A 22,315-nucleotide genomic window follows, 5' to 3' on the forward strand; every position below is an offset into this window, starting at 1 on the left:
GTGCAATGGGCGCTATCCAGCAAACAGACGTTTTGATTATCGGTGCAGGGCCATCAGGCAGTTCAGCAGCAGCGCTGCTTCGCCAAAAGGGCTATCAGGTTACGGTGATTGAAAAACAGTATTTTCCGCGGTTTTCAATTGGCGAATCATTATTGCCGCAAAGTATGGTCTTTTTGGAAGAAGCGGGCTTATTGGAAACGGTCCGTACGCATGTCGATGAATGCGCCTTTCAGTTTAAAAATGGCGCATCCTTTTTAAAAGGCAAGCAGCGCAGTTTCTACGATTTTACTCAAAAATTTTCAGAAGGGCCGGGCACAACATGGCAAGTGCGCCGTGCCGACTTTGATCATCTGCTGGCGCAGCAAGCGCAGAAAATGGGTGCAGATGTCCATTTCGGCCATGAAGTCAGCGCTGTGGATGTGGAATCAGCGCATCCCGTATTAACGGTAAAAAATGAGCAGGGTCAAGACTATCAAATTCAGGCCAAATTTTTGCTGGATGCCAGCGGTTTTGGCCGGATTTTGCCGAAATTTTTAGACTTGGAGAGCCCGTCAGATTTTCCGGTGCGCCGTGCAGTGTTCACCCATATTGAAGACGGCATTTTAGATGATCCTGAATTTGACCGCGAAAAAATCTTAATTGCAGTGCATGAAAAAGATCCGCGCGCTTGGTATTGGCTGATTCCGTTTGCTGATGGCCGTTCATCATTCGGTATAGTAGCGGAGCAGGACTTTTTTGAAAAATACGGCTATGACGGCAGTGCGGATTATGATTTAGAAGCGCTGCAGAAACGTATTTTGGCAGATGATGACAGCTTATCCCATGTGCTGCGCAATGCAAAACATGATACACCGGTGCGCACATTGGTCGGTTACTCTGCGGATGTCAAGCATTTGGCTGCGCGTAATTATGCGCTGCTGGGCAATGCGGGCGAATTTCTAGATCCGGTGTTTTCTTCAGGCGTGACGATTGCGCTGAAATCTTCAAGTTTGGCTGTTCCATTGGTCGATCAAGCGCTGCAGGGGCAGCCGGTTGACTGGATGGAGCAGTATGAAAAACCGCTGCGCAATGGCATTCAAGTGTTCCGCGCCTATGTTGAATCTTGGTATTCAGGTGAATTTCAGGATGTGGTATTTTCTAAAAATCAGGATGAGAAAATCCGCCGCATGATTGCATCGCTGCTGGCAGGCTATGCCTGGGATACATCCAATCCAATTTACCGCAACGCGAAACAGCGTTTAAGCACTTTGGCGGAGTACTGCCGTGAAGACCTGCATAGAGAACCGCAGACCGATGGAACCTAAGCTGCCTTTAAAAATCGCCAGTATAATTTTGGCCAGCGCTGTCCTGTGCAGCGGCTGTCAAAGCTTAGTGCCGAAAGCGCAAGGCTTGACTGCGGTGCATTGGATTGCACAGCGCTATCAGCGGCAGGATCAGATTGAAGTGCAGTGGAAAACACAGAGCTTCAGTTTTTTGCTGTATCAGCAGCAGAACGGTCAGCAGCTGGAGATGCTGGCCCTGAGTCTGACAGGGCAGCAGCTGTTTAAGCTGAGCTTTGACGGGCAGCGGGTAAAAGTTGAACAGCATATTGAGCAAATGAAACTGCTGCCTTTTGAATATGTCGCGCGCGATTTGCTGTATGCAACGTATCCGGATTTTGCGGCATTGCAGGAAGGGCAAGTCTTTGCTGAGCAAAAAAATGCTGAGCAGACTATTTATATTCAGCAGCATCCAGTATTAAGAATTGTGCAGCAGAATCAGGCTATTGAGCTGAATAATTTGCAGGTGCCTTATCAGATGTTCATTAGCCCAGTCAGCAATACATTGGAAAATGATGGGGACAGTCATGACCCAAGATAAATCATTCATCGGCCAGCTGGCCGTCGGCATTCAATATAGTGCCGCGCTGTCTGCGCTTGGACAGAATGCATCAGAGCTGAAAAGCGCGCTGACACAAGCTGAAAACACGCTGTCTGCACGCAGTGATTTAATTGCCGGGCGCAGCGTTTGGGTTGGGGCATATCCGCATTCATTGGTCAGCGCTGTGCCGGAATCTCTGCATGAAGAAGATTCACGCAATTTGCGCTTGGCTTTAAGTGCTTTAGCGCAAATCGAAACGCAGATCCGGGCGTATACCTCGCCATTCTCTAAGCAGCGCTTGGCAGTGATTTTAGGCACATCGACTTCAGGTATTGCGGATAATGAGGCTGCATTAAAAGCGCATTTTCAGCAGCAGTCTCAGGCGCAGGTGCCGCATCAAAAACAGGAAATGGGCAGTTTAGCCAAGGCTTTGCAAAAGTATTTAGGTTGGGAAGGCGCGGCTTATACAATTTCTACCGCCTGTTCGTCCGGCGCTAAAGCCATGGCGGCAGGACAGCGCCTGCTGAATGCAGATTTAGCTGATGCAGTCTTGGTTGGCGGTGTGGATACCTTGTGCAAGCTGACTTTAAACGGCTTTGATAGCCTGGAAAGTCTATCCGGCAGCATTTGCCAGCCATGCGGCGCCAGCCGTGACGGCATCAATATTGGCGAAGCGGCAGGCCTGTTTTTATTGTCTAAAGAACCTGCGCCTGTCATGCTGCTGTCCAGCGGTGAGTCGATGGATGCTTGGCATATTTCTGCGCCGCATCCGCAGGGGAAAGGGGCGGCAGAGGCGATGAAAAAGGCCTTGGATGCTGCTGGTTTAGGTGCGGATGATATTGGCTATTTGAATTTGCACGGCACGTCAACGCCGCAAAATGATGCGATGGAAGTTAAGGCTGTGCAGACCGTATTTTCAGACTGCAAGGTGGCCATCAGCAGCACCAAGCATAAAACCGGGCATTGCCTTGGCGCGGCAGGCGCCATTGAGGCTTTTATTTGCCAGCAAGTTTTGCAGGATCAGACTTGGCTGCCGCTGCATCATGCCGGTGAACTGGATGCAGATTTGGCGGATCAGCATTATGTGCTGGACAGCCGGTTGCCGCAGCCGATACGCTATGCCATGAGCAATTCTTTTGCCTTTGGCGGAAGCAATATCAGTTTAATTTTGGGAACCGTTTCGCCATGATGGATGCCGCAGAGTTTATTCCGCATCAAAAGCCGATGGTCTTTGTCGATCATCTGCTGGAAGCCAATGACGAATTTGCGGTTGCCGAACTGCAGATTACTTCTGAGCTGATGTTTTGTGAGGCAAGCGGGCTGCCGACTTGGACCAGTATTGAATTGATGGCGCAGACCATCAGCGCTTATGCAGGGCATAAAGGGCAAGGCAAAGGCTTGCCGCCAAAAATCGGCTTTTTATTAGGAACCCGTAAAATGCAGCTGCCGTGCGCTTATTTTGCTTTGGGCAGTACGGTAAGGATTCGGGTCGAGCAGAGTTATCTGCATGAAGGCTTAGGGCAGTTCAGCTGCCAAATTGAATATCAAGAACATCAATTCAGCGCCATGCTTAGCGTATTTGAGCCTGAAAATATGAATGACATGATTGGGATGCACGCATGAGCAGAAGAATTTTAGTAACAGGATCCAGCCGCGGCATTGGCAAGGCGATTGCCTTTGAATTGGCAAAAGCCGGTTTTGATGTGACGGTACATGCGCGTTCCAGACAGCAGGACGCTGAACAGGTGGCAGAGGGCATTCAGGCCTTAGGCCAAGCCAGTCATGTGCTGATGTTTGATGTGAATGACCGTGAAAATATTGCTGCGGTTTTAGAGCAGGATATTGCGCAGCATGGCGCATTTTATGGTGTGGTACTGAATGCCGGCTTGACTCGGGACGGCGCTTTTCCTGCACTGACTGATGAGGATTGGGATGATGTCGTTTCGACCTCGCTGAACGGTTTTTACAATGTGCTGAAACCTTTGACAATGCCGATGATCCGCCTCAAGCAGGGCGGACGCATTGTGACTTTATCTTCTGTATCCGGGCTGATGGGCAACCGCGGCCAAGTGAATTACAGTGCCGCAAAAGCAGGCTTAATTGGCGCAACCAAGGCGCTTGCGCTTGAATTGGCTAAGCGCAAAATTACCGTAAACTGTGTGGCGCCGGGCTTGATTGAAACTGAAATGGTCACCGAAGAAGTGAAAGAGCATGCATTGAAAATGATTCCGATGCAGCGCATGGGGCATGCTGATGAAGTGGCGAAAGCTGTCAGATTTTTATGCAGCGATGATGCCAGCTACATTACCCGTCAAGTGATTTCGGTAAATGGAGGCCTGATCTGATGAAGCGCGTTGCAGTCACCGGCATGTCAGGCATTACCTCTTTGGGCGAAACAGCTGATCAGATTTTTGAACAGTTTAGCCAAGGGAACAGCGGCATCCGCTATATGCCGGATTGGGAGATCTATACGGATCTGCGAAGCAAATTGGGCGGGCCAGTAGAATCATTTACAATTCCAAAGCACTTTAACCGTAAAGTGACGCGTGGTATGGGGCGTGTCGCTCTGATGTCTGTAGTTTGCGCGGAAAAAGCTTTAGAAGATGCTGGGCTGCTGCAGGACGCTATTTTAACAAGCGGTGAAACAGGGGTTGCTTTCGGTTCATCTGCGGGCAGTGTAAATGCCGTGCGGGAATTCGGCGCAATGCTGATTGATAACAATATGAATCAGCTCAATGCAACCACATATATCCGCATGATGTCGCATACCAGCGCGGTAAATATGACAGTCTATTTTGGCTTGAAAGGCCAGACTTTGCCGACTTCCAGTGCATGCACTTCGGGTTCAATGGCGATTGGACAGGCTTATGAAGCGATCAAATACGGCAAGCAGACGGTGATGATTGCCGGGGGCGCAGAAGAATTAAGCGCAGCCGGTTCTGCTGTCTTTGATGTGCTGCTGGCGACCAGCACGCGCAATGACCGCCCGGAAACAGCACCGCGGCCTTTTGATGCTGACCGCGACGGTTTGGTGGTCGGTGAAGGCGCTGGCTGCCTGATTTTAGAAGAATATGAACATGCCAAAGCGCGCGGCGCTAAAATTTATGCAGAAATCATCGGTTATGGCACAAATACAGACGGTCAGCACGTAACGCGGCCCGATTCAGAAATGATGGGACGCTGTATGCAGCTGGCGCTGAAAGATGCGCAAGTTGATGCAACAGCGATTGATTATGTGAATGCCCACGGCACATCGACAGATCAAGGGGATATTGCAGAATCGCAGGCGACCGCGCGGATTTTGGGCAAGAAGCCGATCAGCTCTTTAAAAAGCTATTTTGGCCATACGCTCGGGGCATGCGGCGCCATTGAAGCATGGCTGAGCATTGAGATGATGCACCGCAATGTTCTGGTGCCGACTTTGAATTTAGATGAACTTGACAGCGCTTGCGGTGATTTGGATTATATTGTCAAAGAGATGCGTTCAGCAGAAACGCAAATCATCATGAGCAACAATTTTGCTTTTGGAGGCATTAATACCTCCTTAATTTTAAAACGTGTCTAATTGGACGAGGGTAGAACAATGTTATTAAAAAATATGTGTGCAGCGGCAGCATTGGTGTTTGGCGGGACGACTGCGGTATTTGCGGCAGATACGATGCATGACTTTAATTTTAAAGAAGCGGTAGACCGCGCTGTTGCAGATGGCGCGCTGGACGGTTCGGTAAAATTTTATTTGGCGGGAACCAAGTCTGGCGGCAAAGTGATTCAAAAAGGTTTGGTGACCAATAAGAAAACCAACGGTTTTGCTAAATCTGCCGAAAGTGCTTGTGATCATGTGCTGCGTTCAGCGCTGATCCAATTCCAAAATACAGCAAAAGCCAAGGGCGCCAATGCAGTAACAAATTTGGTCAGCTTTTATAAGTCGAATGAAACCCGCAGCGCGACTACTTATCAGTGCGCAAAAGGTACAGCAATTGCGGGTGTTGCGCTGAAAGGCGATATTGTTAAATTTTAAGTAGGCGTTAAGTCTATTCATCGAGCTGAGAGAACATGCTGAGAGCAGAATGTCTAAGTTAAGAACGATTCAAATCTGTGTGCATGCCTTGTCTCAGCTCGCGCCGCTATCGCGTGATGATTTTTCTGATATGCGCGCTTATCAAGCCTATAAAAAGCAGCGGATTTACCAGCAGCGCAATCAGCATCTGAGTGAGTTCAGCCAGCAGCGCATACAGGATGCTGATTTTGCGCGTACTGAGTTTGGCAAGCCGTATCTTAAAAACTTGCCTGAAATAGCATTTAATCACTCCCATAGCCAGCAGCATTATGCTTTAGCGTTAAGCCGGAGCATGCAGGATATTGGGGTGGATGTAGAGGATTTAGCGCGGAAAGTGCGTTTTGACGCTCTGGCGCGCCATGCCTTTCATCCGTGTGAATTGGCGCTGTGGGAATGTTTAGAAGAGCCGCAGGACTATTGGTTTAAAGTGTGGACGACCAAAGAGGCGATTTTGAAAGCTTCAGGCTTAGGCATCCGCATGAGTTTAAATGAATTGAATACGCAAGTGCATCCTGAACAAAATGGCGGTATCTGCAGCCATCCGGATTTAGGCACATTTGCTTATCAAAACTTTCAGCTGGCGCATATTATGCTGACGGTCGCGTGGCGCACTGAGCTGTCTTGCGCAGGTTTTTCCTTTCCGAATATCCAGCTGATTCAATTTTAGATTTTTGCATAGGCTGTGCATATTCAATATTTCAGGCACGTCTATGTGAATTTGAAAATATAAAAAAACCCATCCGAGGATGGGTTTTTTTCAGCGCTATAGCTTAGCGCGGGATTTCATTTTCTTCTTCAAATTCAGGCTTCACTTGTACAATAAAGTCTTGACGGTTCAGGCCGCGCCATAAGGCAAAGGCTGTACCGATATAAATCGAAGAATAAGTACCGACGAACACACCAATAAACATCGCAACAGAGAACCAGTGCAGACCGTCACCGCCTAAGAACATCATTGCAAGGACAACCAGCAATAGCGTTGCAGAGGTATGAATGGTACGGCGCAATGTTTCAGTTAAGGCAATATTGACGATTTCCAGCGGTTCTGCCCCGCGGATTTTCCGGAAGTTTTCCCGGATACGGTCAGATACCACAATGTTATCGTTCAATGAGAAACCGAGCAGCGCCAAAATAGCTGCCAATACGGTTAAGTCGAACGGCCATTGCATCATGGCGAATACGCCCACTGTCACAAGTACGTCATGCAGCAGTGAAAGTACGGCCCCGAGTGCCAGTTTGAATTCAAAGCGGATCGTGACATACACCAGCATCAGCAGCATGGCCAGCGCTACAGCGCCGCCAGAACGGACGTACAGTTCGTTGCCGACTTGACCGCCGACAACATCGACTTTATGCACTTCAGCCTTGTTGCCCGGCAACTGCACTGCAGTGGTGATTTCTTTGGTTAAGTCAGCCGCTTCAGCATTTTCCTGAACCGGCATACGCACCATCAAATCACGGTTAGACCCTAAAGTCTGAACCACAGAATCCTTAAAGCCCGCTTTGGCTAAAGCCGCATTCACATCGGATGCCTTTACCGGCTGGCTGTAATTCAATTCTGCGGATACACCGCCAGTAAAGTCTAAACCGAGGTTAAGGCCTTTGGTGGCAATAAAGAAAATACTGGCCACCGTTAATATGATTGAAATCACTGCCGCAGGCAAAGAAATCTTCATAAACGGAATGATGCGCTCATCATCTGGGCGGCCGTATTTCTTTTGTTTCAGTTGAGTATTTTCAGTCATCATAGATCTCCTTAAATGCTCAACTTATGCAGGTTGCGTTTTTTGCCATAAATGAGCTGGACGATCGCGCGGGTTACTGTAATTGCAGTAAACATCGAGCAGACAATACCAATCATCAGGGTCACAGCAAAGCCTTTAATTGGGCCTGTGCCGATCGCAAACAGAATAAACGCCACCAAGAAAGTGGTTAAGTTCGAGTCAAGAATCGTGTTATAGGCCCGATCATAACCGGCCACAATAGCCTGTTTGGGGGAGGCGCCCCATTTCATTTCTTCCCGTATCCGCTCACAGATCAGCACATTGGCGTCCACCGCCATACCGATGGTAATCACAATACCGGCAATACCCGGCAGGGTGAGGGAGGCGCCAATCCAAGACATAATGGTTAAAATCATGGCTAGGTTAATGACTAGGGCAAAATTTGCAATTAAACCGAATAAGCGGAAGAACACCACCATCCAAATGGCAACCAGTAAGAAACCGATTTGCGTAGACAATACGCCTTTATCGATATTTTCCTGGCCTAAGCTTGGACCAATGACGCGTTCTTCAACAAAGTACATTGGGGCAGCCAAGGCGCCGGCACGCAGCATTAAAGCTAATTCAGACGCCTCTTGAGGCGAAGACAGTCCTGTAATACGGAATTGAGAACCCAATACCGCTTGAATAGTTGCCGCATTAATGACGACAGATTCAGTATAAGGGGTACGGACTTCAGTTTGCGCGCCAGTCTGAGGGTCTTGGACATAGCTGATTTTCTGTTTATTTTCAATAAACAAAACGGCCATGCGTTTGCCGACGGAAGTACGTGTGGCTTCTGACATCAGTTTGCCGCCAGCGCTGTCCAGTGTAATGTTTACTTCAGCGCCGCCAGTATCCTGACTAAAGCCGGAAGAGGCATTTTGAACACGCTCACCCGTTAAAATACGGTTGCGGTTCAGCAGCAGCTGGCGTCCGCTGTCTAAAGACTCATATGCAAAGGCTTCTGTGCCCGGCGGCAAAGAGCCTTTCACCTGACCGGTGTATGGATCAATATACTGATCATTCAAGTCGGACACTAAGCGGAATTCAAGGTTTGCAGTACGGCCAAGGACACGTTTTGCTTCAGCAGTATCCTGAACACCCGGAAGTTCAACCACAATGCGGTTGCTGCCTTGAGTCTGAACCAAGGCTTCCGCCACACCTAACTCGTTGATACGGTTACGCAGCGTGGTTAAGTTCTGGTTGACTGCATACGATTCAATTTCCTGCTTGCGGACGTCTGTATACGTCAGGCGCAATGTAGAGCCGCTGTCAGTTGCAATGGCTTGCTGCGTGTATTCATTGCCGCTGCGGCGCAGAAAGTCCATGACTGCTGAACGGTCGTCATTGTTGGCGAATTGCATAGTAATCGCGTTGTTGCTCAGCGATAGGCTATTGAATTTCAGCTTGCTGTCACGCAGCTGGCGGCGCAAATCTGCAGCCGATGTTTCCATACGCTGCGCAATGGCTTTATCCATATCCACTTCCAATAGGAAGTGAACACCGCCGCGTAAGTCCAAACCAAGCTTCATTGGCTTAGCGCCAATTTTTTGCAGCCATTCAGGTGTTGTCGGCGCAAGGTTTAAAGCCACGACATAGTCATCACCTAAACCGCGGCGCAGGGCATCTTTGGCTTTTAATTGTGCTTCGCTTGAATCTACGCGCAATAAGGCAGCATTATTGGTGAAGCTGTTGTCATGTGACGCAATTTTTTCACTTTTTAATATTTGCTCTGCTTTTTGCACGATGCTCTGATCAATTTGAGTACCGGCTTTGGCACCCGAAATTTGAACAGCAGGTTCATCTGGATACAAACTTGGCAGGGCATATAATGTGCTGACCACTAAAACTACTAGGATCAGCAGATATTTCCATGCTGGGTAACGCATTTGTTTTCTTCTTAAAATGAAAAAAGCCGTGCGGATGCACGACTGTTTTTTTGATTAAAGGTTGTTTAACGTGCCTTCAGGAAGAACTGAAATCACACTTGCGCGCTGAATTTTTACTTCCACGCCGCGGCTGAGTTCAACCACTGCAAAATCACCTTCGATTTTAAGGATTTTGCCCATTAAGCCGCCAGCAAAAACAACTTCGCTGCCTACGCCTAGGCTTTCTACTAGCGCGCGGTGTTCTTTCGCGCGTTTAGATTGCGGACGCCAGATCAAGAAGTAGAAGATTGCAACAAAAACTGCAATCATTAAGATGTTGGCCATCATACTTGGCTGTTGTGCTGCTTCGCCTGCTGCATGTGCAGTAGAAATAAAAAGGCTCATTTCAATTTCCTAAACTAATAAAACTGTATATCAATAAGATGATAATAAATTGGTTTGTTCTGCAATTTACCTTGTCTTTTTCCTCAGCGCAAATGCTGAAAGATTAATCTTGCGGACAAGGCGGTACTTCTAGGCCGCGGCGGGCATAAAAGTCTTGGACAAATTCATCAAATGTGCCGTTATCCAGCGCATCACGCATGGCTTCAGTCAAACGCAGGTAATAGCGAAGATTATGAATCGTGCCGAGCATCGCGCCCAGCATTTCACCGCATTTTTCCAGATGGAACAGATACGAACGAGTGACATTCTGACAAGTGTAGCAATCGCAGTCGGCATCCAGCGGACTTTGATCGTGGCGGTATTTGGCATTGCGGATACGCACGAGGCCGTCTGTAACAAAATAATGGCCGTTGCGCGCATTGCGGGTTGGCATGACGCAGTCAAACATATCGACACCGCGGCGTACTGCTTCGACGATATCTTCAGGCTTGCCGACACCCATTAGGTAACGCGGCTTGTCTTCCGGCATTTTTGCTGGAAGATAGTCTAATACCTTAATCATTTCCTCTTTTGGCTCGCCGACAGAGAGGCCGCCGATGGCATAACCGTCAAAGTCAATTTCTTTTAAGCCATTGAGGGATTCATCACGCAGATCTTCATACATGCCGCCTTGGATAATACCGAACAGGGCATTGCGGTTTTTCAATACGTCATGATGCTGTGTTTTGCAGCGTTTTGCCCAGCGTAAAGACAGCTGTAAAGATTTCTGCGCTTCTTCATGGGTGGCAGGGTAGGGCGTGCATTCATCAAAAATCATTACGATATCTGAGTTCAGCGTGTGCTGAATGTCCATCGAAATTTCAGGTGATAAAAAGACTTTGGAGCCGTCAATTGGAGAGCGGAAGGTCACGCCGTCTTCTTTGATTTTACGCATTGCGCCTAGGCTGAACACTTGGAAGCCGCCCGAATCAGTCAGAATCGGCTTGTCCCATTTCATGAACTGGTGCAGGCCGCCATGTTCGCGGATGACATCCAGTCCGGGGCGCAAATATAAATGGAAGGTATTGCCGAGAATAACTTGTGATTTAATCTCTTTAATATCGCGCGGCAGCATGCCTTTCACAGTACCGTAAGTACCCACCGGCATGAACATCGGGGTTTCCACGACGCCGTGCTCAAGCGTCAGCCGGCCGCGGCGGGCGCGGCCCGACTGCGCTAATTTTTCAAACTTCATACAGAATCCAAATCAAGGCGAAAAAACAGTTCGCTGATCATTAGTGCTAAAAGTGCACTATTTTCCTTGATTCCGCGGCTAAACGCCAGCTTTAGAGCGTACTGACGCTGTAAATTTCTCATGGATTTAGATCCATATTCGCGCATGGCCCGGCAGGGCTATCACAATTTGCAGGTCACGCAGTCCAATGTCAGGCATGGCAGAGCTGATGAATCCCCTGCGGTCTTTCATCTTTTGCTTGGCGCAGCTGCCGTTGCTGCCCGTTGTTATGGACGCAATGGTTTGTATTTGCTCTTGGATAGGGATTTTAATTTTTGGTCTGCGGAGCAGGCTGAAAAAAAAGATTCTGGCCAATGCCTTGTGATAGAACTGGTCACCGCATCTTTGGCGTGTTTGAAAGCCTTCAATAGAAACTACAGATGATTTGAGCGGATGAGGCGCAGGACAGTCAGTTGCGCCTAAAATCAAAAATTCGGACGGTAATCAAAATTTTGAGTCACTGCATTGTCTCTGAAAGGGCGTACCGGTTTTTTGCCAAGGGTCATGGTGTTCACAATATTATTGGGAAATACCTGAATATGGTTGTTGAATAACTCGACATTGCGGTTAAAGATGGTAATGGCTGCGCCGACATTTTCATTTTGCTCTTCAATTTCATTCATCATTTTGAGATAAATTTCATTGGCTTTCAGCTCTGGGTAATTTTCAACGACGACATTTAAGCTGCGCATTAACTCTTGGTTTAAAGATTCAATCCGCTGCAGCTGCGAGACATCGGCATTTTGCAGATTTAAATTCAGGATATTCTGACGCAGTTCAGTCACTTTTTCCAACGTGCCTTTTTCAAAGCTGGAATACTGCTCAACCAGCGGCTGCAAGCCATCTAAAATCTTTATTTTCTGACGTTCATAGCTGGCAACATCAGACCACGCGCGGATGGTTGCATTATGATGGCGTACAATATTGTTGCGGATTACGATACAGCCAAAAATAGCAGCCAAAATCAATAAAAAACAGATCAGCAGCCCCATAATTATTTCCCCAAAAGACCGCAGGCATATTTTTTAAAAGCGTATTTTCAAGCTTATTTTAAAAAATGCGTCAGGTCTTGTTTTAAATTTTCTAGTGAAGTTAATTTAAACGTTCTTAAATGTCCGCGCAATGCTGAAATATCTTCTATTTTTGAAGATTTGCTGGAAACCTGAAATAAATCCTGCGGGCCTAAAAAACATAGAATGCGGCTGGTCGGATGGAACATCAAGTTGCCTTGGCGGTGCTGGAAAAAATCCGCTATACGCAAAACAAAGCCGGGGCTCATCAGTTTCGCTGTCTGCATTTCATCACTGCCGTAAAATTTCAGCTTTTGATTGATTTGAATGTCGCTGCTGTGCCAAGGAAAGCTGAAAGGATAATAAAAAGGCGTATTCATGCTGGTCACAGCGATACCTTGCTGCTCCACATCAAACACAAAGACGCCCCATAAATCCTTATGCACTTCTTTCAATTTCAGCTCTTCGCCATCTTTATCACGCACTTTAATTTCACTGATATAGTGATATTGGAACACCAGCACTTGATGCTGTCTGCCGTCCTCATCTTCCCAGACAGAACTGGCGTAATTGCTGATGTTGTTGGCGATGGAGCCTTGATTGAAGACAGGAAACAGATTTTTCAGCTGTGCAATGAACTGCAGCGGATTTAAGGGGACTGAGATGTGCTGCGGCTGACGGCCAAAATTCAGCTGATATTTTTTAGCAATGCTTTCGCGTTCCAGAAACTCAATCACTTCTTCTATGGGATCATCCTGCTCATAGCTGAGATAAGCCCAGAAAATCATCATCAAGCCTGCCAGCAGGCACAGCTGCGCCCAAAAATGCGAGGCTTGGAAAAATATAGGCAGAATAATTAAAATGCCGATAAAAGCTAAAAGGCGCGGCAGCAGGTTTTCAAAGCGCAAGGTAATGGGCGCATTCCATGGATGCAGGCCATCTAAAATATCCTGATGCGAATGCGCATTGCGTCCTAAATCCCAAAGCCGAGCGATGTTTTGAAAAACCACTGCATTTTTCTTGCGTCGAATGTGAATGGAGTGCTTAACAGAATCGATCGGCATGGGCGGGTTCTTCAGTTATTTGACGTTGATGTTGTCAATCAGCATGGCATCGCCATAGCTGAAGAAGCGGTATTGGCTATCTACCGCATGCTGATAGGCATTCAAGATATTGTCTTGATTTGATAAGGCAGACACCAGCATCAGCAGGGTAGATTCCGGCAAATGGAAGTTGGTGATCAACCGGTCAACCACTTTGAATTCATAACCCGGATAAATGAAAATTTGCGTATCGCCGGTCCAGCCTTTCAGCTCGCCGCCATTGGATTGGGCTGCGCTTTCGGTTGCGCGGGTTGCTGTGGTGCCGACAGCAATGACTTTGTTACCGCGTTCTTTCGTGGCTTTAATCAGCGCCATTGATTCATCAGATACGTCACACCATTCACTGTGCATAATATGATTTTCAATATCTGTGGTGCGTACAGGCAGGAATGTGCCTGCGCCGACATGCAGAGTCACAAAGGTTTTGCTGATGCCTTTTTCTTCCAGCTTTTTCAGCAGCGCCTCGTCAAAATGCAGGCTGGCGGTTGGCGCAGCGACTGAGGCCAGTTTGCTTGGATCATTGAAGACCGTTTGATAGCGTTCAGTATCAATGGCTTCAGCTTCACGGTTGAAATAAGGCGGAATCGGCAATGCGCCGTATTTATCCAAGACATCTAAAATTGACTGAGAAAACTCAACGATAAATAAGTTTTCATGACGGCCTTTAACTGTCACCTTAACTTCATCTGGGCCAATAAACAGTTCAGCGCCTTCTTTCGGTGAATTGCTGGCTTTGATGTGGCAGTGTGCAACGAATTTGTCCATCATGCGTTCGACCAGTACTTCGATTGCGCCGCCAGTTGCACGTTTGCCTTTTAAACGCGCCTTCATCACTTTGGTGTCATTCAGCACCAGCAAATCGCCCGGCTGCAGCAGGTCTAAAATGTCGGTAAAGTGATAGTCGTGATATTGGCCTTGTGTGTCGAGGTGCAACAGGCGGGATGCACTGCGGGTTGCTAAAGGATAGCGAGCAATCAGCTCATCTGGGAGATCAAAACTGAAATCAGAAAGTTGCATGAGAAATGTATAAAGCAGTTGGGGAATAAATTGCGCCTATTATATGCGTTTTTCAGTTTTTCGGCTGATTTTGCTTATTTTTAAGACAAAAAAATACTGTGTGATCTAAAATTAATCAAACACATATATCTGTTGTTGACAGTGCCGAGAATTCGCGTAATATAGCCCTCATCCACTCCCGAGGTGGTGAAATTGGTAGACGCGGTGGACTCAAAATCCACTGTCAGCGATGACGTGTCGGTTCGAGTCCGACCCTCGGGACCACAGATATAAAATTATATGCCAACATACAGCATATAAGCTTCGAAAGCCCTGATAATTCAGGGCTTTGTTGTTTTTAAATGCAGAAACATACAAACATATACCACTATACAGCGTAAAATAATAAGGATACATTTGAGGATATATCCACTGCGGTCAACTTCCGTATCCTCATTCGGAGTGAAATCCTTATGGCTAAACAGATTAAGCCACTTTCTTCTACTCAATGTGATAGCGCAAAACCTAAAGAAAAAGATTACAGCTTGTATGATGGGCAAGGTCTAATTTTATTTGTCCGTAAGAATGGCTCGAAAGTTTGGCGATTCAAATATAAAAGACCTAATGGTAAAGATGGATTAATGACATTAGGGAACTATCCAGCACTTACACTCAAAGAAGCTCGGGAACGCCGTGCAATCTATTTAAATCAATTAGCCAATAATATTGATCCTATTAATCAAATAAAGATTGAAGAAGCCAAAAATAGCGATGAGTTTAGTTTTGAACGTATTGCACGAGATTGGCACGAGGCATATGTAGCTACTGGCAAGTGGAATCAAGACACAGCGAGAAAAGCCTTAAGCAACTTTGAAATGTACGTTTTCCCTGTCATTGGTAGCAAACCAATAGATACGATTAAAACCCGAGATTTGTATAGCGTCCTAAGTAAGATTGAAGAAAAGGGCTATTTAGAAATTGTAAGTAAAACACGGCAAAGGTTTTCAGGCATTTTCGCTTATGCCATTACTAAGGGCTATATTGACCTTAGCCCAGCCGTGGCATTGAGTGATGCAATCACTATTACAAGAAAGACAAAGCACTATCCTAAATTGCCATTGGTACGGTTACCTGAGTTTTTCAGTCGTTTAAGGAATGACGGAGGCAACCCAATTACCAAGCTGTGCTTAGAGTTCGCCTTGCATACCTTTGCCCGATCTAGTGAGCTACGCTTTGCACGCTGGAATGAATTTGATTTTGATAAAAAGATATGGACCATACCGCCCACAAGAGAATTGATTGCTGGATATAAAGATTCTCACAGAGGCGCAAAGATGAAAGAAAAGCATCTTATCCCTTTATCCCCACAAGCACTGAAACTTATTAAAGAAACTCAGGTTTATAGCGGTATTTCCTTAAATGTATTTCCTAATAGTGTAGATATGGGTGGCTTTCTGAGTGAAAACACAGTGAATGACATGATTAGGCGTATGGGTTATAGCACCCAAGATGATGTATGTATTCATGGCTTTAGGGGCATGGCATGCGGAGCATTAATTGAAAGTACTTTATTTACTGAGGATGCCGTAGAGAAGCAAATGAGTCACCAAGAACGCAATGGCGTTAGATTAGCTTATATGCACCATGCTGAATTTATGGAAGAGCGTAGAATGATGCTTTGTTGGTGGAGTGATTACCTAGAAGCCAACCAAGAGAAATTTATCAGCCCGATGGAGTTTAGCCTTTCATTAATGGAGCAGGCAAAGCAGGGGGTAATTAATATTAAATATGCGAAATTGATTAAGCTTAAATTGGCTGAAATGACAAATTCATTCATTGCTTAATTAGGCAAAAATTGCATACGCAAAAACAGCCTTTAAATTGCGAGTTTTCCCAAAATTCTAATTTTTCTATTTTACGGATATGCCATTTTTTTGAGTGTTACAGGTGTTACAAGGTTACATCATTGTTTTATAATGATTTAATTTTAAAAAGCTGTAACACTTTTTATTTAATAGGTTACATATTTGTTTTTATTGAATTATTTTAAATTTTAAGGACATTATTTTGTGGCTGTAACTTACTTTTGAATAGGGTTTTACGCCATAAAATGAATGTTTTTTATTGTATAAAATACTGTTTTATAAATATTAAATTTAATTTGTAGGCTGTAGCCACTTTTGTAACCTATTTTTTGCTGAATTTTGTATAGGGTGAATGAGTTACAGAATAGGAAATTGCCAGCCATATGAATGCTGGAACGTCTGAATATTTGGATTAATACTTGTTTTATTGACTAAAATGACATTTTAAAAAAAGTGAGTTATTTATAGGGAGTATAGGCAATATGGGTGATTTAATTTTTTACTGAATATATCTCTATATGCCACTATATCAAAAGGTAATTTATACTGTGCTGTATTAAAGAACAGAGTATAAAACATGACTGTTAAACACTTAGGAAAATTGACGTTAGATTTAGTTGAAAAAATATCCCAGTCCGAAAAAAATAACCAAGAACAAACAAAGAGTGGAGTGAATGAGGCATTCAATAACACGCTTAAAGACAAATTTTTGGCTCTAATTGATCAAGCACCAGAATTTGGATCAGTAATGAATGATACTTCTGATAAATATTCTGAATATATGTCATTGGCAACTAAAGCAGCAATTGCCACTCAAATTGAGCCGTTACATTTGGATCATTCATCATTTAAGGAGATAGAACAGCAACGAATGCAAGAAATTAATAAAAGATCTGCAAAAATATCAGAGTCATTTCATAGGGAGCATGAGCGCAAAGAAAAATTAGAACAAGATCGTCATGATCAACTTGTTTCAGCCTTAGAGCGTAGCAATAACCAACAGGCTTTGATTGATGAAAATGCACAGCTAAAAGCAGAAATTGAAAAGTTAAAATTAGAGAATAAGCAGTTAAAAAAAATTAAAGGAAATTTGGGTACAAAGGAAAGTGATAATGTAATTAAGATTGTCACAATTTTAGCAGATATGGCTGGTTTGCCAAAAGTTAACCCATCAATAGCCTTTAATATGATGGAAGCACATGCAGCTAATAATGGTTTAGAAATTCCATCAAGTAATACCGTTACAAAGTGGCTAAAAGAGTAAGATACCCCACGAATTTATTTTTCATTTCAATAGAATTTCAATTGAAATATAACAATAGAAATCAATAACAAAATAGCCCCTATCAGCTTTGCAATGTCATGCAATAGCTAGTCATGTAACACAATGATAGGGGCATTATATGCAAGACCTTAATTTATCAAATCAAGTAACACCGCTTAGACTATCCCAAAAAACCACATGCCAAGTGCTAGACCTTACAGCAGAGGGGCTACGCAAACTCATAGCAAAAGATCCAACATTTCCAAAACCATACAAGGCAGGGCAGACACGGCAAGCCCCTGTTTATTTTGATTATGCAGAATTGGTGCAATGGCATAACAACCAAAAGCAAACCAATACAATGCAATCGGTATAGGTGGGAGAGTGGTCATGCTTGAACAAAAACAGTCGAGTGAAAACCAACAAGGTACAGAGCGTTACTACCGCATGAAAGACCTTGCTAACATTCCCGAACGTCCAGCACGTATTCATCAATATAAATCAGGCATTAACAAGGGCAAAACCCGAGTAATTGGCGAACGTAGAGCCAGCAAAGGTCTAATAGGTGTATCTGAAAAAACACTATGGGAATGGGTCCGTAAAGGTGAATTTCCCCAGCCAATAAAACTTAGCCCAACCATCACAGTATGGCGTGCAAAAGACATTGCGGAATGGATGAAATCAAAAGAATCGGGGAATTAAGAAATGACAATTTATTCAACTTCAACATACCAAGCATGTAACCCTGAATTATCAGATAAAGTCATTTATGGAATAGCATGCAAACAGACAGATCAGGCACATCTATATGATGCTGACAAGTTATTTATAAATCTCTTATACGATTTAAGTCAGCCAAGCACCATGCAGGTGATAATTCAGAATAATTTGTTAATGGATGGTTACGATAATTTATCTGAGTTTGCTTATTTCATGGCTGAAGACAATGATTTTGCTTTGTCGAGTGATTTAATTCAGCCTTTTAATGATGATAAAGAGCAAGTTTACTTAATTACAGCTTATCGTTTTGATAATGAAGTCGGAAAGGCTGAGATGGTGACACATGAAGCTGAATATTCGCCTAGTCATTTATATTTCACTAGTAACTTGCAGTGCGCTTCGAATATTGTGGGTGTTCTATTATCCATTGGCACAAACACAGGTTTTTTAAAAATCGAAAAAACCACAGTTGATAATGCAAAATATCAGATTAATAAACGCTTAGATCAAGTTGAACTTTTAAAACTGAACAATAAGGATTTATTAGGGCATGCTGGCGATTATTGGGCAACGTATCAGCTTTTTACTAATTGTGGTACTAAGCAAGCTCGTTTTGATCATGAAGATTACTACACCAAAGCACAGGCGCAACAGGCACTTAAAGATATTAAGGAAATGAATTGGCACTTTAATCCTAAAACACTTGTGGTACAGGGGTGTGTTTTAAAAGATCAGGAAAGCCAAGAACGTGAATATCAGCAAGCATTGATTGAAATAGATAAACCTTATGACTTTGATCAAGGTGTTATACCCGATAAAGATCGTGCTATATGGGCGATTGAGAATTACAACCATAGCCAAAGCATACGCCAAGCGATTGCAAACCAGCAACTTGGAGGGCACACCTAATGCTTTCCATGCCATTACTGCAAAATTACATTGCAAACCAAGTCAAAGCTTTATATTCTAAACATGCCCTATGCAAAATCATCGGGTTAGCTGTGGAAGGCTATAAACTACAAGGCGCACAGTCCGCTATATGGACTTTTTTTGTGCGTAATATCTCTATGCGTTCGCATTTTATGGCGAAGCTGGAGAGGGACGCTTTCGAGCGTACAGGAAACCTTGTAGTCCTGTCTTCCAACCCTTTTCAGCTTTGCCACCCTCATTTGGAAGTGAATGGCAAAGCTCCTATTTCTACAAGGAGCGCATAATCATGCCTAATACTTCAATTTTAAAAGATCACTCAATAGATTTATCTGATTTGGCAACTCAAGCCAAAGGCAATGTTGCCCACCTTGCTTTTTTATTTGATGAAGTACAAGAGCGTATTTATCAACTCAAAAGCCATATTAAAAATGGTTACTCCCTACAGCTTGAACATTTTGATGAACTGGACAAACTCATGAATATTTCTATTGAGCTAGCCCATGTTTATGAAATTCGCTTTCGTGATTTAGAAAAAGAATACGAGGGCGAATAAATGAAAAAAGCGCACCCTACGCTAGGGAAATACCGAAACACCAATACCGATAAGTCAAAGAAATTTGGCTTAAATCGGGCATTACTTCCTGATCCTATCGAATATTTAACCGCTAGAGGCTACGCCGTCAAAGGTCGTGGCGAATGGCGAGAAATGATTTGTCCTTTTCATGATGACAGCACCCCAAGCCTACGCATTAACAGCCGTAAAGGTTGTTTTAAGTGTATGGCTTGCGAAGCAAAAGGCGGTGATTTGATTGCATTTCACCAATTGCTAACAGGTAAGTCTTTTATCGAAGCGTGTAAAGACTTGGGTGCATGGGAGAATGACAAATGACTGAATTTTTAGATTATCAGGAAGTCCAGGAACAAGCTTTTATCCATGCTCAAAAGTTGGCAGAACGTGAGGTTAAAAACGGCTTTCAGTTTGAGTACCTATTCAGCTATACCAATGGTCACGGTATGCCTGTGTATTGGAAAGCGAGAGCCAAAAACAACCATACAGGTGATAAATGGATACGTGTATTCTCCAGTGGCGAACGTGGTTTTAAATTTGGTGATCCTAATTTCACGGAGCTGTATCCAATAGGGCAAGGTAAAAAGCCCTTATATGCCCTTGAGCAGGTATTAAATATCGCTGAGAAACAGTCTGTTTATATCGTTGAGGGTGAACAGAAAGCCGATTTTATCAATTCATTGGGTTTAACTGCTACCACATGCGGAGGCAGTGGCAACACGGACAAAACCGACTTAAAACCACTTGCGAAGCATTCAATTATCATATGGGCAGATAATGACAAGGCTGGGACCAAGTTTTTTAATGAAATTGCTCAGCAACTTGATGTATTGGGCTGTGATATTCGATATATCGTTTTAGATGGGCTGAATTTGCCCGAAAAAGGCGATGTAATGGATTGGGCAGACCTACGCAAGCAACAAGGTCTAACCACGACAGCAGGTGATATTACAGCCTTAATCACGGCACAGTATCAACCACCATCACCAAGCGATAATTTACCTGATGGTATGCTTGCGGAGCCAATGGAATGGGAAAACGGCAGTTTTGAGGTACACGATAAAGGCGTGTTCTACATCGAAAAGCTAAAAAATGGTGAATATCGGGAACGCTTTATCTCCAGCCCAATTTTAGTAACAGCCAAAACGAGGGATAACACCAGTAATAACTGGGGGCGTTTATTGCAGTGGCAAGACGATGCTTTTATTCACCATAACTGGGCTGTACCGAATGAGCTATTTCAAGGTGATGGTACAGAGTCACGAAAAGCCCTATCCAATCAGGGTGTGATTATTACCCCTGACCGCAGGGGCAGAGAGCTTTTTCAAATCTACCTTATGAGTTATCCAGTCGATAAATTTGCTTTATGTGTGGATAGTGTCGGCTGGCATGGTCATCGTTATGTATTGCCGACAGAAACCTATAGCAATCCAGCCACTAAGCATGATGAAGTGATCGTGTATCAGCGTACAGATGGGCTAGATAACCGCTTTCAATTCAAAGGTGAATTAGAAACGTGGAAAAATGGCGTAAGTCTATTACTCGAAAGCCATTCAAAGCTTGTATTTAGTGTAGCGTGTGCCTTTGCTGGGCAGTTACTTGAACCATTAAACCAGCAAGGCGGTGGCTTCCATATTAATGGCACATCATCAAAAGGCAAAAGTACCGCTATTTATCTCGCTTGTAGTGTATGGGGACACCCTAAAGAGTATTACCGTACTTGGCGATCTACAGGCAACGCCTTAGAGCAAACAGCCTTTATGCACAATGATGGTTTTTTAGTGCTGGATGAAATTGGCGAAGCCAGTGCCAAAGATATTGGGCAAACCGTGTATATGCTTGCCAATGGTCAAGGTAAGGCACGTATGGCAAGAACAGCGATAACCAAAGCCCCACAGCAATGGCGTGTCTTGTTCTTATCCAGTGGCGAAAAGACCTTTAAAGAGATTCTGAACGAAATCGGGCAAACGGCTAAACTTGGGCAAGAAATCCGATTACCTGAAATTAGCTTAGATGCTTGTGAATATGGCGTATTTGATCTTGTAGATTTTGCCCCTGATGCCTCACAGCAAGCCAATATGCTGTATGAAAACTCAATCAATGCTTATGGCGTGGCTGGCAAAGCATGGCTTGAATATTTGACCAATGATAAGGGGCAAATTACTGAAACAGCCTTAAAAATGTATCAACAGTTTAAAGCCAAAATTACCCCCGACAATGCACAAGGGCACATTGCCCGAGTGGCTTCACGTTTTGCCGTTGTCGCCGTGGCTGGCGAGCTGGCAACACAAGCCAATATTACAGGCTGGAAAAAAGGCAGGGCTTTAGAGGCTGTAATCAGCGTATTTAAGACATGGTTAAATAGCTTTGAAATGGTCGGGGACTTTGAGGATCGGCAGATACTCCAGCAAGTCAGAGCATTTTTTGAGGCGAACGGAAATAGCCGTTTTGATACCTTAATCGAAGGTAATAAGCGTGCAAGCTATGTCADTTCAGATCATGCGGWTTMWYMSYWKKTTKYYGWWRWTSMRGTTMSKSWTTYTGYTKCWRKRYWTKGCTGGTTGAGCTGACTTAATTTATCGAAAATGCTGTAATTGATCGTCCGACTYYYYCCYCCCCCCCCCCCCCCC

Annotated in this window: 24 protein-coding genes, 1 tRNA gene and 1 pseudogene; 19 read left to right on the forward strand and 7 right to left on the reverse strand. The window is 44.6% G+C overall.

Annotated features, from left to right (window positions below; genetic code table 11):
• Positions 1-5 precede the first annotated feature (5 nt).
• The 8 genes from AZH43_RS11465 to AZH43_RS11500 are packed head-to-tail and all read left to right on the forward strand — an operon-like array spanning position 6 to position 6,584.
• A complete protein-coding gene (locus tag AZH43_RS11465; protein WP_067669805.1) occupies positions 6-1,304 on the forward strand; it encodes an NAD(P)/FAD-dependent oxidoreductase in 1,299 nt (432 codons plus the stop codon).
• Complete coding sequence (locus tag AZH43_RS11470; protein WP_067669808.1) at positions 1,294-1,860, forward strand: DUF3261 domain-containing protein; 567 nt, start codon at positions 1,294-1,296, stop codon at positions 1,858-1,860. Before AZH43_RS11465 ends, AZH43_RS11470 begins: the two co-directional genes overlap by 11 nt.
• On the forward strand, positions 1,847-3,049 hold the full coding sequence (locus AZH43_RS11475) for a beta-ketoacyl-[acyl-carrier-protein] synthase family protein (protein ID WP_067669809.1): 1,203 nt from the start codon (positions 1,847-1,849) through the stop codon (positions 3,047-3,049). Before AZH43_RS11470 ends, AZH43_RS11475 begins: the two co-directional genes overlap by 14 nt.
• Positions 3,046-3,483, forward strand: coding sequence for an ApeP family dehydratase (locus AZH43_RS11480; RefSeq protein ID WP_067669811.1), 438 nt, complete (start codon positions 3,046-3,048; stop codon positions 3,481-3,483). The genes AZH43_RS11475 and AZH43_RS11480 overlap by 4 nt, the downstream gene beginning before the upstream one ends.
• On the forward strand, positions 3,480-4,205 hold the full coding sequence (locus AZH43_RS11485; protein WP_067669813.1) for a 3-ketoacyl-ACP reductase FabG2: 726 nt from the start codon (positions 3,480-3,482) through the stop codon (positions 4,203-4,205). Before AZH43_RS11480 ends, AZH43_RS11485 begins: the two co-directional genes overlap by 4 nt.
• A complete protein-coding gene (locus AZH43_RS11490; RefSeq protein WP_067669814.1) occupies positions 4,205-5,425 on the forward strand; it encodes a beta-ketoacyl-ACP synthase in 1,221 nt (406 codons plus the stop codon). Before AZH43_RS11485 ends, AZH43_RS11490 begins: the two co-directional genes overlap by 1 nt.
• An 18-nt stretch (positions 5,426-5,443) precedes the next feature.
• Complete coding sequence (locus AZH43_RS11495; RefSeq protein WP_067669816.1) at positions 5,444-5,878, forward strand: excinuclease; 435 nt, start codon at positions 5,444-5,446, stop codon at positions 5,876-5,878.
• Between the two features lie 49 nt (positions 5,879-5,927).
• A complete protein-coding gene (locus AZH43_RS11500) occupies positions 5,928-6,584 on the forward strand; it encodes a 4'-phosphopantetheinyl transferase family protein (RefSeq protein WP_067669818.1) in 657 nt (218 codons plus the stop codon).
• A 103-nt stretch (positions 6,585-6,687) separates the two neighbouring features.
• Here AZH43_RS11500 and secF read toward each other — a convergent pair whose 3' ends face one another.
• The 4 genes from secF to tgt all read right to left on the reverse strand — a co-directional run bounded on the left by secF (position 6,688) and on the right by tgt (position 11,190).
• The gene (gene secF, locus AZH43_RS11505; protein WP_171254465.1) at positions 6,688-7,665 is read right to left on the reverse strand and encodes a protein translocase subunit SecF; all 978 of its coding nucleotides are present in this window, start codon (positions 7,663-7,665) and stop codon (positions 6,688-6,690) included.
• An 8-nt stretch (positions 7,666-7,673) separates the two neighbouring features.
• Positions 7,674-9,572 (reverse strand): protein translocase subunit SecD, encoded by a 1,899-nt coding sequence (gene secD / locus AZH43_RS11510; protein ID WP_067669820.1) that lies wholly within the window; start codon positions 9,570-9,572, stop codon positions 7,674-7,676.
• 54 nt (positions 9,573-9,626) lie between these two features.
• A complete protein-coding gene (gene yajC / locus AZH43_RS11515; RefSeq protein ID WP_067669822.1) occupies positions 9,627-9,956 on the reverse strand; it encodes a preprotein translocase subunit YajC in 330 nt (109 codons plus the stop codon).
• A 103-nt stretch (positions 9,957-10,059) separates the two neighbouring features.
• Complete coding sequence (gene tgt, locus AZH43_RS11520; protein ID WP_067669823.1) at positions 10,060-11,190, reverse strand: tRNA guanosine(34) transglycosylase Tgt; 1,131 nt, start codon at positions 11,188-11,190, stop codon at positions 10,060-10,062.
• Between the two features lie 120 nt (positions 11,191-11,310).
• On the opposite strand from tgt, the gene AZH43_RS18450 reads away from it, so the two are divergent.
• Positions 11,311-11,613, forward strand: coding sequence for a hypothetical protein (locus AZH43_RS18450; protein WP_131796935.1), 303 nt, complete (start codon positions 11,311-11,313; stop codon positions 11,611-11,613).
• 41 nt (positions 11,614-11,654) lie between these two features.
• On the opposite strand, the gene AZH43_RS11530 is transcribed toward AZH43_RS18450, so the two are convergent.
• From AZH43_RS11530 to queA, 3 genes are read right to left on the reverse strand one after another with little or no spacing between them, the layout of a single operon-like run.
• Positions 11,655-12,221 carry a LemA family protein gene (locus AZH43_RS11530; RefSeq protein ID WP_067669827.1) on the reverse strand — a complete coding sequence of 189 codons (567 nt, stop codon included), beginning with the start codon at positions 12,219-12,221 and terminating at the stop codon, positions 11,655-11,657.
• Positions 12,222-12,274: 53 nt separating this feature from the next.
• Positions 12,275-13,303, reverse strand: a complete 1,029-nt coding sequence (locus AZH43_RS11535) for a hypothetical protein (RefSeq protein WP_067669829.1) — start codon at positions 13,301-13,303, stop codon at positions 12,275-12,277.
• A 15-nt stretch (positions 13,304-13,318) separates the two neighbouring features.
• Positions 13,319-14,359 carry a tRNA preQ1(34) S-adenosylmethionine ribosyltransferase-isomerase QueA gene (gene queA / locus AZH43_RS11540; RefSeq protein WP_067669831.1) on the reverse strand — a complete coding sequence of 347 codons (1,041 nt, stop codon included), beginning with the start codon at positions 14,357-14,359 and terminating at the stop codon, positions 13,319-13,321.
• 177 nt (positions 14,360-14,536) lie between these two features.
• Here queA and AZH43_RS11545 point away from each other — a divergent pair.
• The 10 genes and pseudogenes from AZH43_RS11545 (at position 14,537) to AZH43_RS11590 (ending at position 22,255) form a co-directional block, all read left to right on the forward strand.
• Positions 14,537-14,623, forward strand: a tRNA-Leu gene (locus tag AZH43_RS11545).
• A 188-nt stretch (positions 14,624-14,811) separates the two neighbouring features.
• Positions 14,812-16,182: a tyrosine-type recombinase/integrase gene (locus tag AZH43_RS11550; RefSeq protein WP_067669833.1), complete on the forward strand. Its 1,371-nt coding sequence runs from the start codon at positions 14,812-14,814 to the stop codon at positions 16,180-16,182.
• A 598-nt stretch (positions 16,183-16,780) separates the two neighbouring features.
• On the forward strand, positions 16,781-17,467 hold the full coding sequence (locus tag AZH43_RS11555) for a hypothetical protein (protein ID WP_067669835.1): 687 nt from the start codon (positions 16,781-16,783) through the stop codon (positions 17,465-17,467).
• A 139-nt stretch (positions 17,468-17,606) separates the two neighbouring features.
• A complete protein-coding gene (locus AZH43_RS11560) occupies positions 17,607-17,843 on the forward strand; it encodes a transcriptional regulator (RefSeq protein WP_067669837.1) in 237 nt (78 codons plus the stop codon).
• Positions 17,844-17,857: 14 nt separating this feature from the next.
• Entirely contained in the window at positions 17,858-18,169 is a 312-nt protein-coding gene (locus tag AZH43_RS11565; protein ID WP_067669838.1) for a helix-turn-helix transcriptional regulator, read from the forward strand.
• 3 nt (positions 18,170-18,172) lie between these two features.
• Complete coding sequence (locus tag AZH43_RS11570; RefSeq protein WP_067669841.1) at positions 18,173-19,096, forward strand: hypothetical protein; 924 nt, start codon at positions 18,173-18,175, stop codon at positions 19,094-19,096.
• Positions 19,096-19,401, forward strand: coding sequence for a hypothetical protein (locus AZH43_RS11575; RefSeq protein ID WP_406564620.1), 306 nt, complete (start codon positions 19,096-19,098; stop codon positions 19,399-19,401). Before AZH43_RS11570 ends, AZH43_RS11575 begins: the two co-directional genes overlap by 1 nt.
• A 2-nt stretch (positions 19,402-19,403) precedes the next feature.
• Positions 19,404-19,670, forward strand: coding sequence for a hypothetical protein (locus AZH43_RS11580; RefSeq protein WP_067669843.1), 267 nt, complete (start codon positions 19,404-19,406; stop codon positions 19,668-19,670).
• On the forward strand, positions 19,671-20,006 hold the full coding sequence (locus AZH43_RS11585; protein WP_067669845.1) for a CHC2 zinc finger domain-containing protein: 336 nt from the start codon (positions 19,671-19,673) through the stop codon (positions 20,004-20,006).
• Positions 20,003-22,255 (forward strand): annotated as a pseudogene (locus tag AZH43_RS11590) (DUF927 domain-containing protein). The gene AZH43_RS11585 and the pseudogene AZH43_RS11590 overlap by 4 nt, the downstream one beginning before the upstream one ends.
• The last annotated feature ends 60 nt before the right edge of the window (positions 22,256-22,315 follow it).

The organism is Acinetobacter pragensis (assembly GCF_001605895.1).
In the GTDB taxonomy this organism is placed as follows: domain Bacteria; phylum Pseudomonadota; class Gammaproteobacteria; order Pseudomonadales; family Moraxellaceae; genus Acinetobacter; species Acinetobacter pragensis.

Bases quoted from the DNA above. Each gene is read 5' to 3' on its own strand.
- AZH43_RS11475 (WP_067669809.1), top strand. From the start codon at position 1,847: ATGACCCAAGATAAATCATTCATCGGCCAGCTGGCCGTCGGCATTCAA.
- AZH43_RS11530 (WP_067669827.1), bottom strand. From the start codon at position 12,221: ATGGGGCTGCTGATCTGTTTTTTATTGATTTTGGCTGCTATTTTTGGC.
- AZH43_RS11465 (WP_067669805.1), top strand. From the start codon at position 6: ATGGGCGCTATCCAGCAAACAGACGTTTTGATTATCGGTGCAGGGCCA.
- AZH43_RS11535 (WP_067669829.1), bottom strand. From the start codon at position 13,303: ATGCCGATCGATTCTGTTAAGCACTCCATTCACATTCGACGCAAGAAA.
- yajC (WP_067669822.1), bottom strand. From the start codon at position 9,956: ATGAGCCTTTTTATTTCTACTGCACATGCAGCAGGCGAAGCAGCACAA.
- AZH43_RS11580 (WP_067669843.1), top strand. From the start codon at position 19,404: ATGCCTAATACTTCAATTTTAAAAGATCACTCAATAGATTTATCTGAT.
- AZH43_RS11585 (WP_067669845.1), top strand. From the start codon at position 19,671: ATGAAAAAAGCGCACCCTACGCTAGGGAAATACCGAAACACCAATACC.
- AZH43_RS11570 (WP_067669841.1), top strand. From the start codon at position 18,173: ATGACAATTTATTCAACTTCAACATACCAAGCATGTAACCCTGAATTA.
- AZH43_RS11565 (WP_067669838.1), top strand. From the start codon at position 17,858: ATGCTTGAACAAAAACAGTCGAGTGAAAACCAACAAGGTACAGAGCGT.
- AZH43_RS11470 (WP_067669808.1), top strand. From the start codon at position 1,294: ATGGAACCTAAGCTGCCTTTAAAAATCGCCAGTATAATTTTGGCCAGC.
- AZH43_RS11495 (WP_067669816.1), top strand. From the start codon at position 5,444: ATGTTATTAAAAAATATGTGTGCAGCGGCAGCATTGGTGTTTGGCGGG.
- AZH43_RS11480 (WP_067669811.1), top strand. From the start codon at position 3,046: ATGATGGATGCCGCAGAGTTTATTCCGCATCAAAAGCCGATGGTCTTT.
- AZH43_RS11560 (WP_067669837.1), top strand. From the start codon at position 17,607: ATGCAAGACCTTAATTTATCAAATCAAGTAACACCGCTTAGACTATCC.
- AZH43_RS11490 (WP_067669814.1), top strand. From the start codon at position 4,205: ATGAAGCGCGTTGCAGTCACCGGCATGTCAGGCATTACCTCTTTGGGC.
- AZH43_RS11550 (WP_067669833.1), top strand. From the start codon at position 14,812: ATGGCTAAACAGATTAAGCCACTTTCTTCTACTCAATGTGATAGCGCA.
- AZH43_RS11575 (WP_406564620.1), top strand. From the start codon at position 19,096: ATGCTTTCCATGCCATTACTGCAAAATTACATTGCAAACCAAGTCAAA.
- queA (WP_067669831.1), bottom strand. From the start codon at position 14,359: ATGCAACTTTCTGATTTCAGTTTTGATCTCCCAGATGAGCTGATTGCT.
- secF (WP_171254465.1), bottom strand. From the start codon at position 7,665: ATGATGACTGAAAATACTCAACTGAAACAAAAGAAATACGGCCGCCCA.
- AZH43_RS18450 (WP_131796935.1), top strand. From the start codon at position 11,311: ATGGATTTAGATCCATATTCGCGCATGGCCCGGCAGGGCTATCACAAT.
- AZH43_RS11500 (WP_067669818.1), top strand. From the start codon at position 5,928: ATGTCTAAGTTAAGAACGATTCAAATCTGTGTGCATGCCTTGTCTCAG.
- AZH43_RS11485 (WP_067669813.1), top strand. From the start codon at position 3,480: ATGAGCAGAAGAATTTTAGTAACAGGATCCAGCCGCGGCATTGGCAAG.
- tgt (WP_067669823.1), bottom strand. From the start codon at position 11,190: ATGAAGTTTGAAAAATTAGCGCAGTCGGGCCGCGCCCGCCGCGGCCGG.
- AZH43_RS11555 (WP_067669835.1), top strand. From the start codon at position 16,781: ATGACTGTTAAACACTTAGGAAAATTGACGTTAGATTTAGTTGAAAAA.
- secD (WP_067669820.1), bottom strand. From the start codon at position 9,572: ATGCGTTACCCAGCATGGAAATATCTGCTGATCCTAGTAGTTTTAGTG.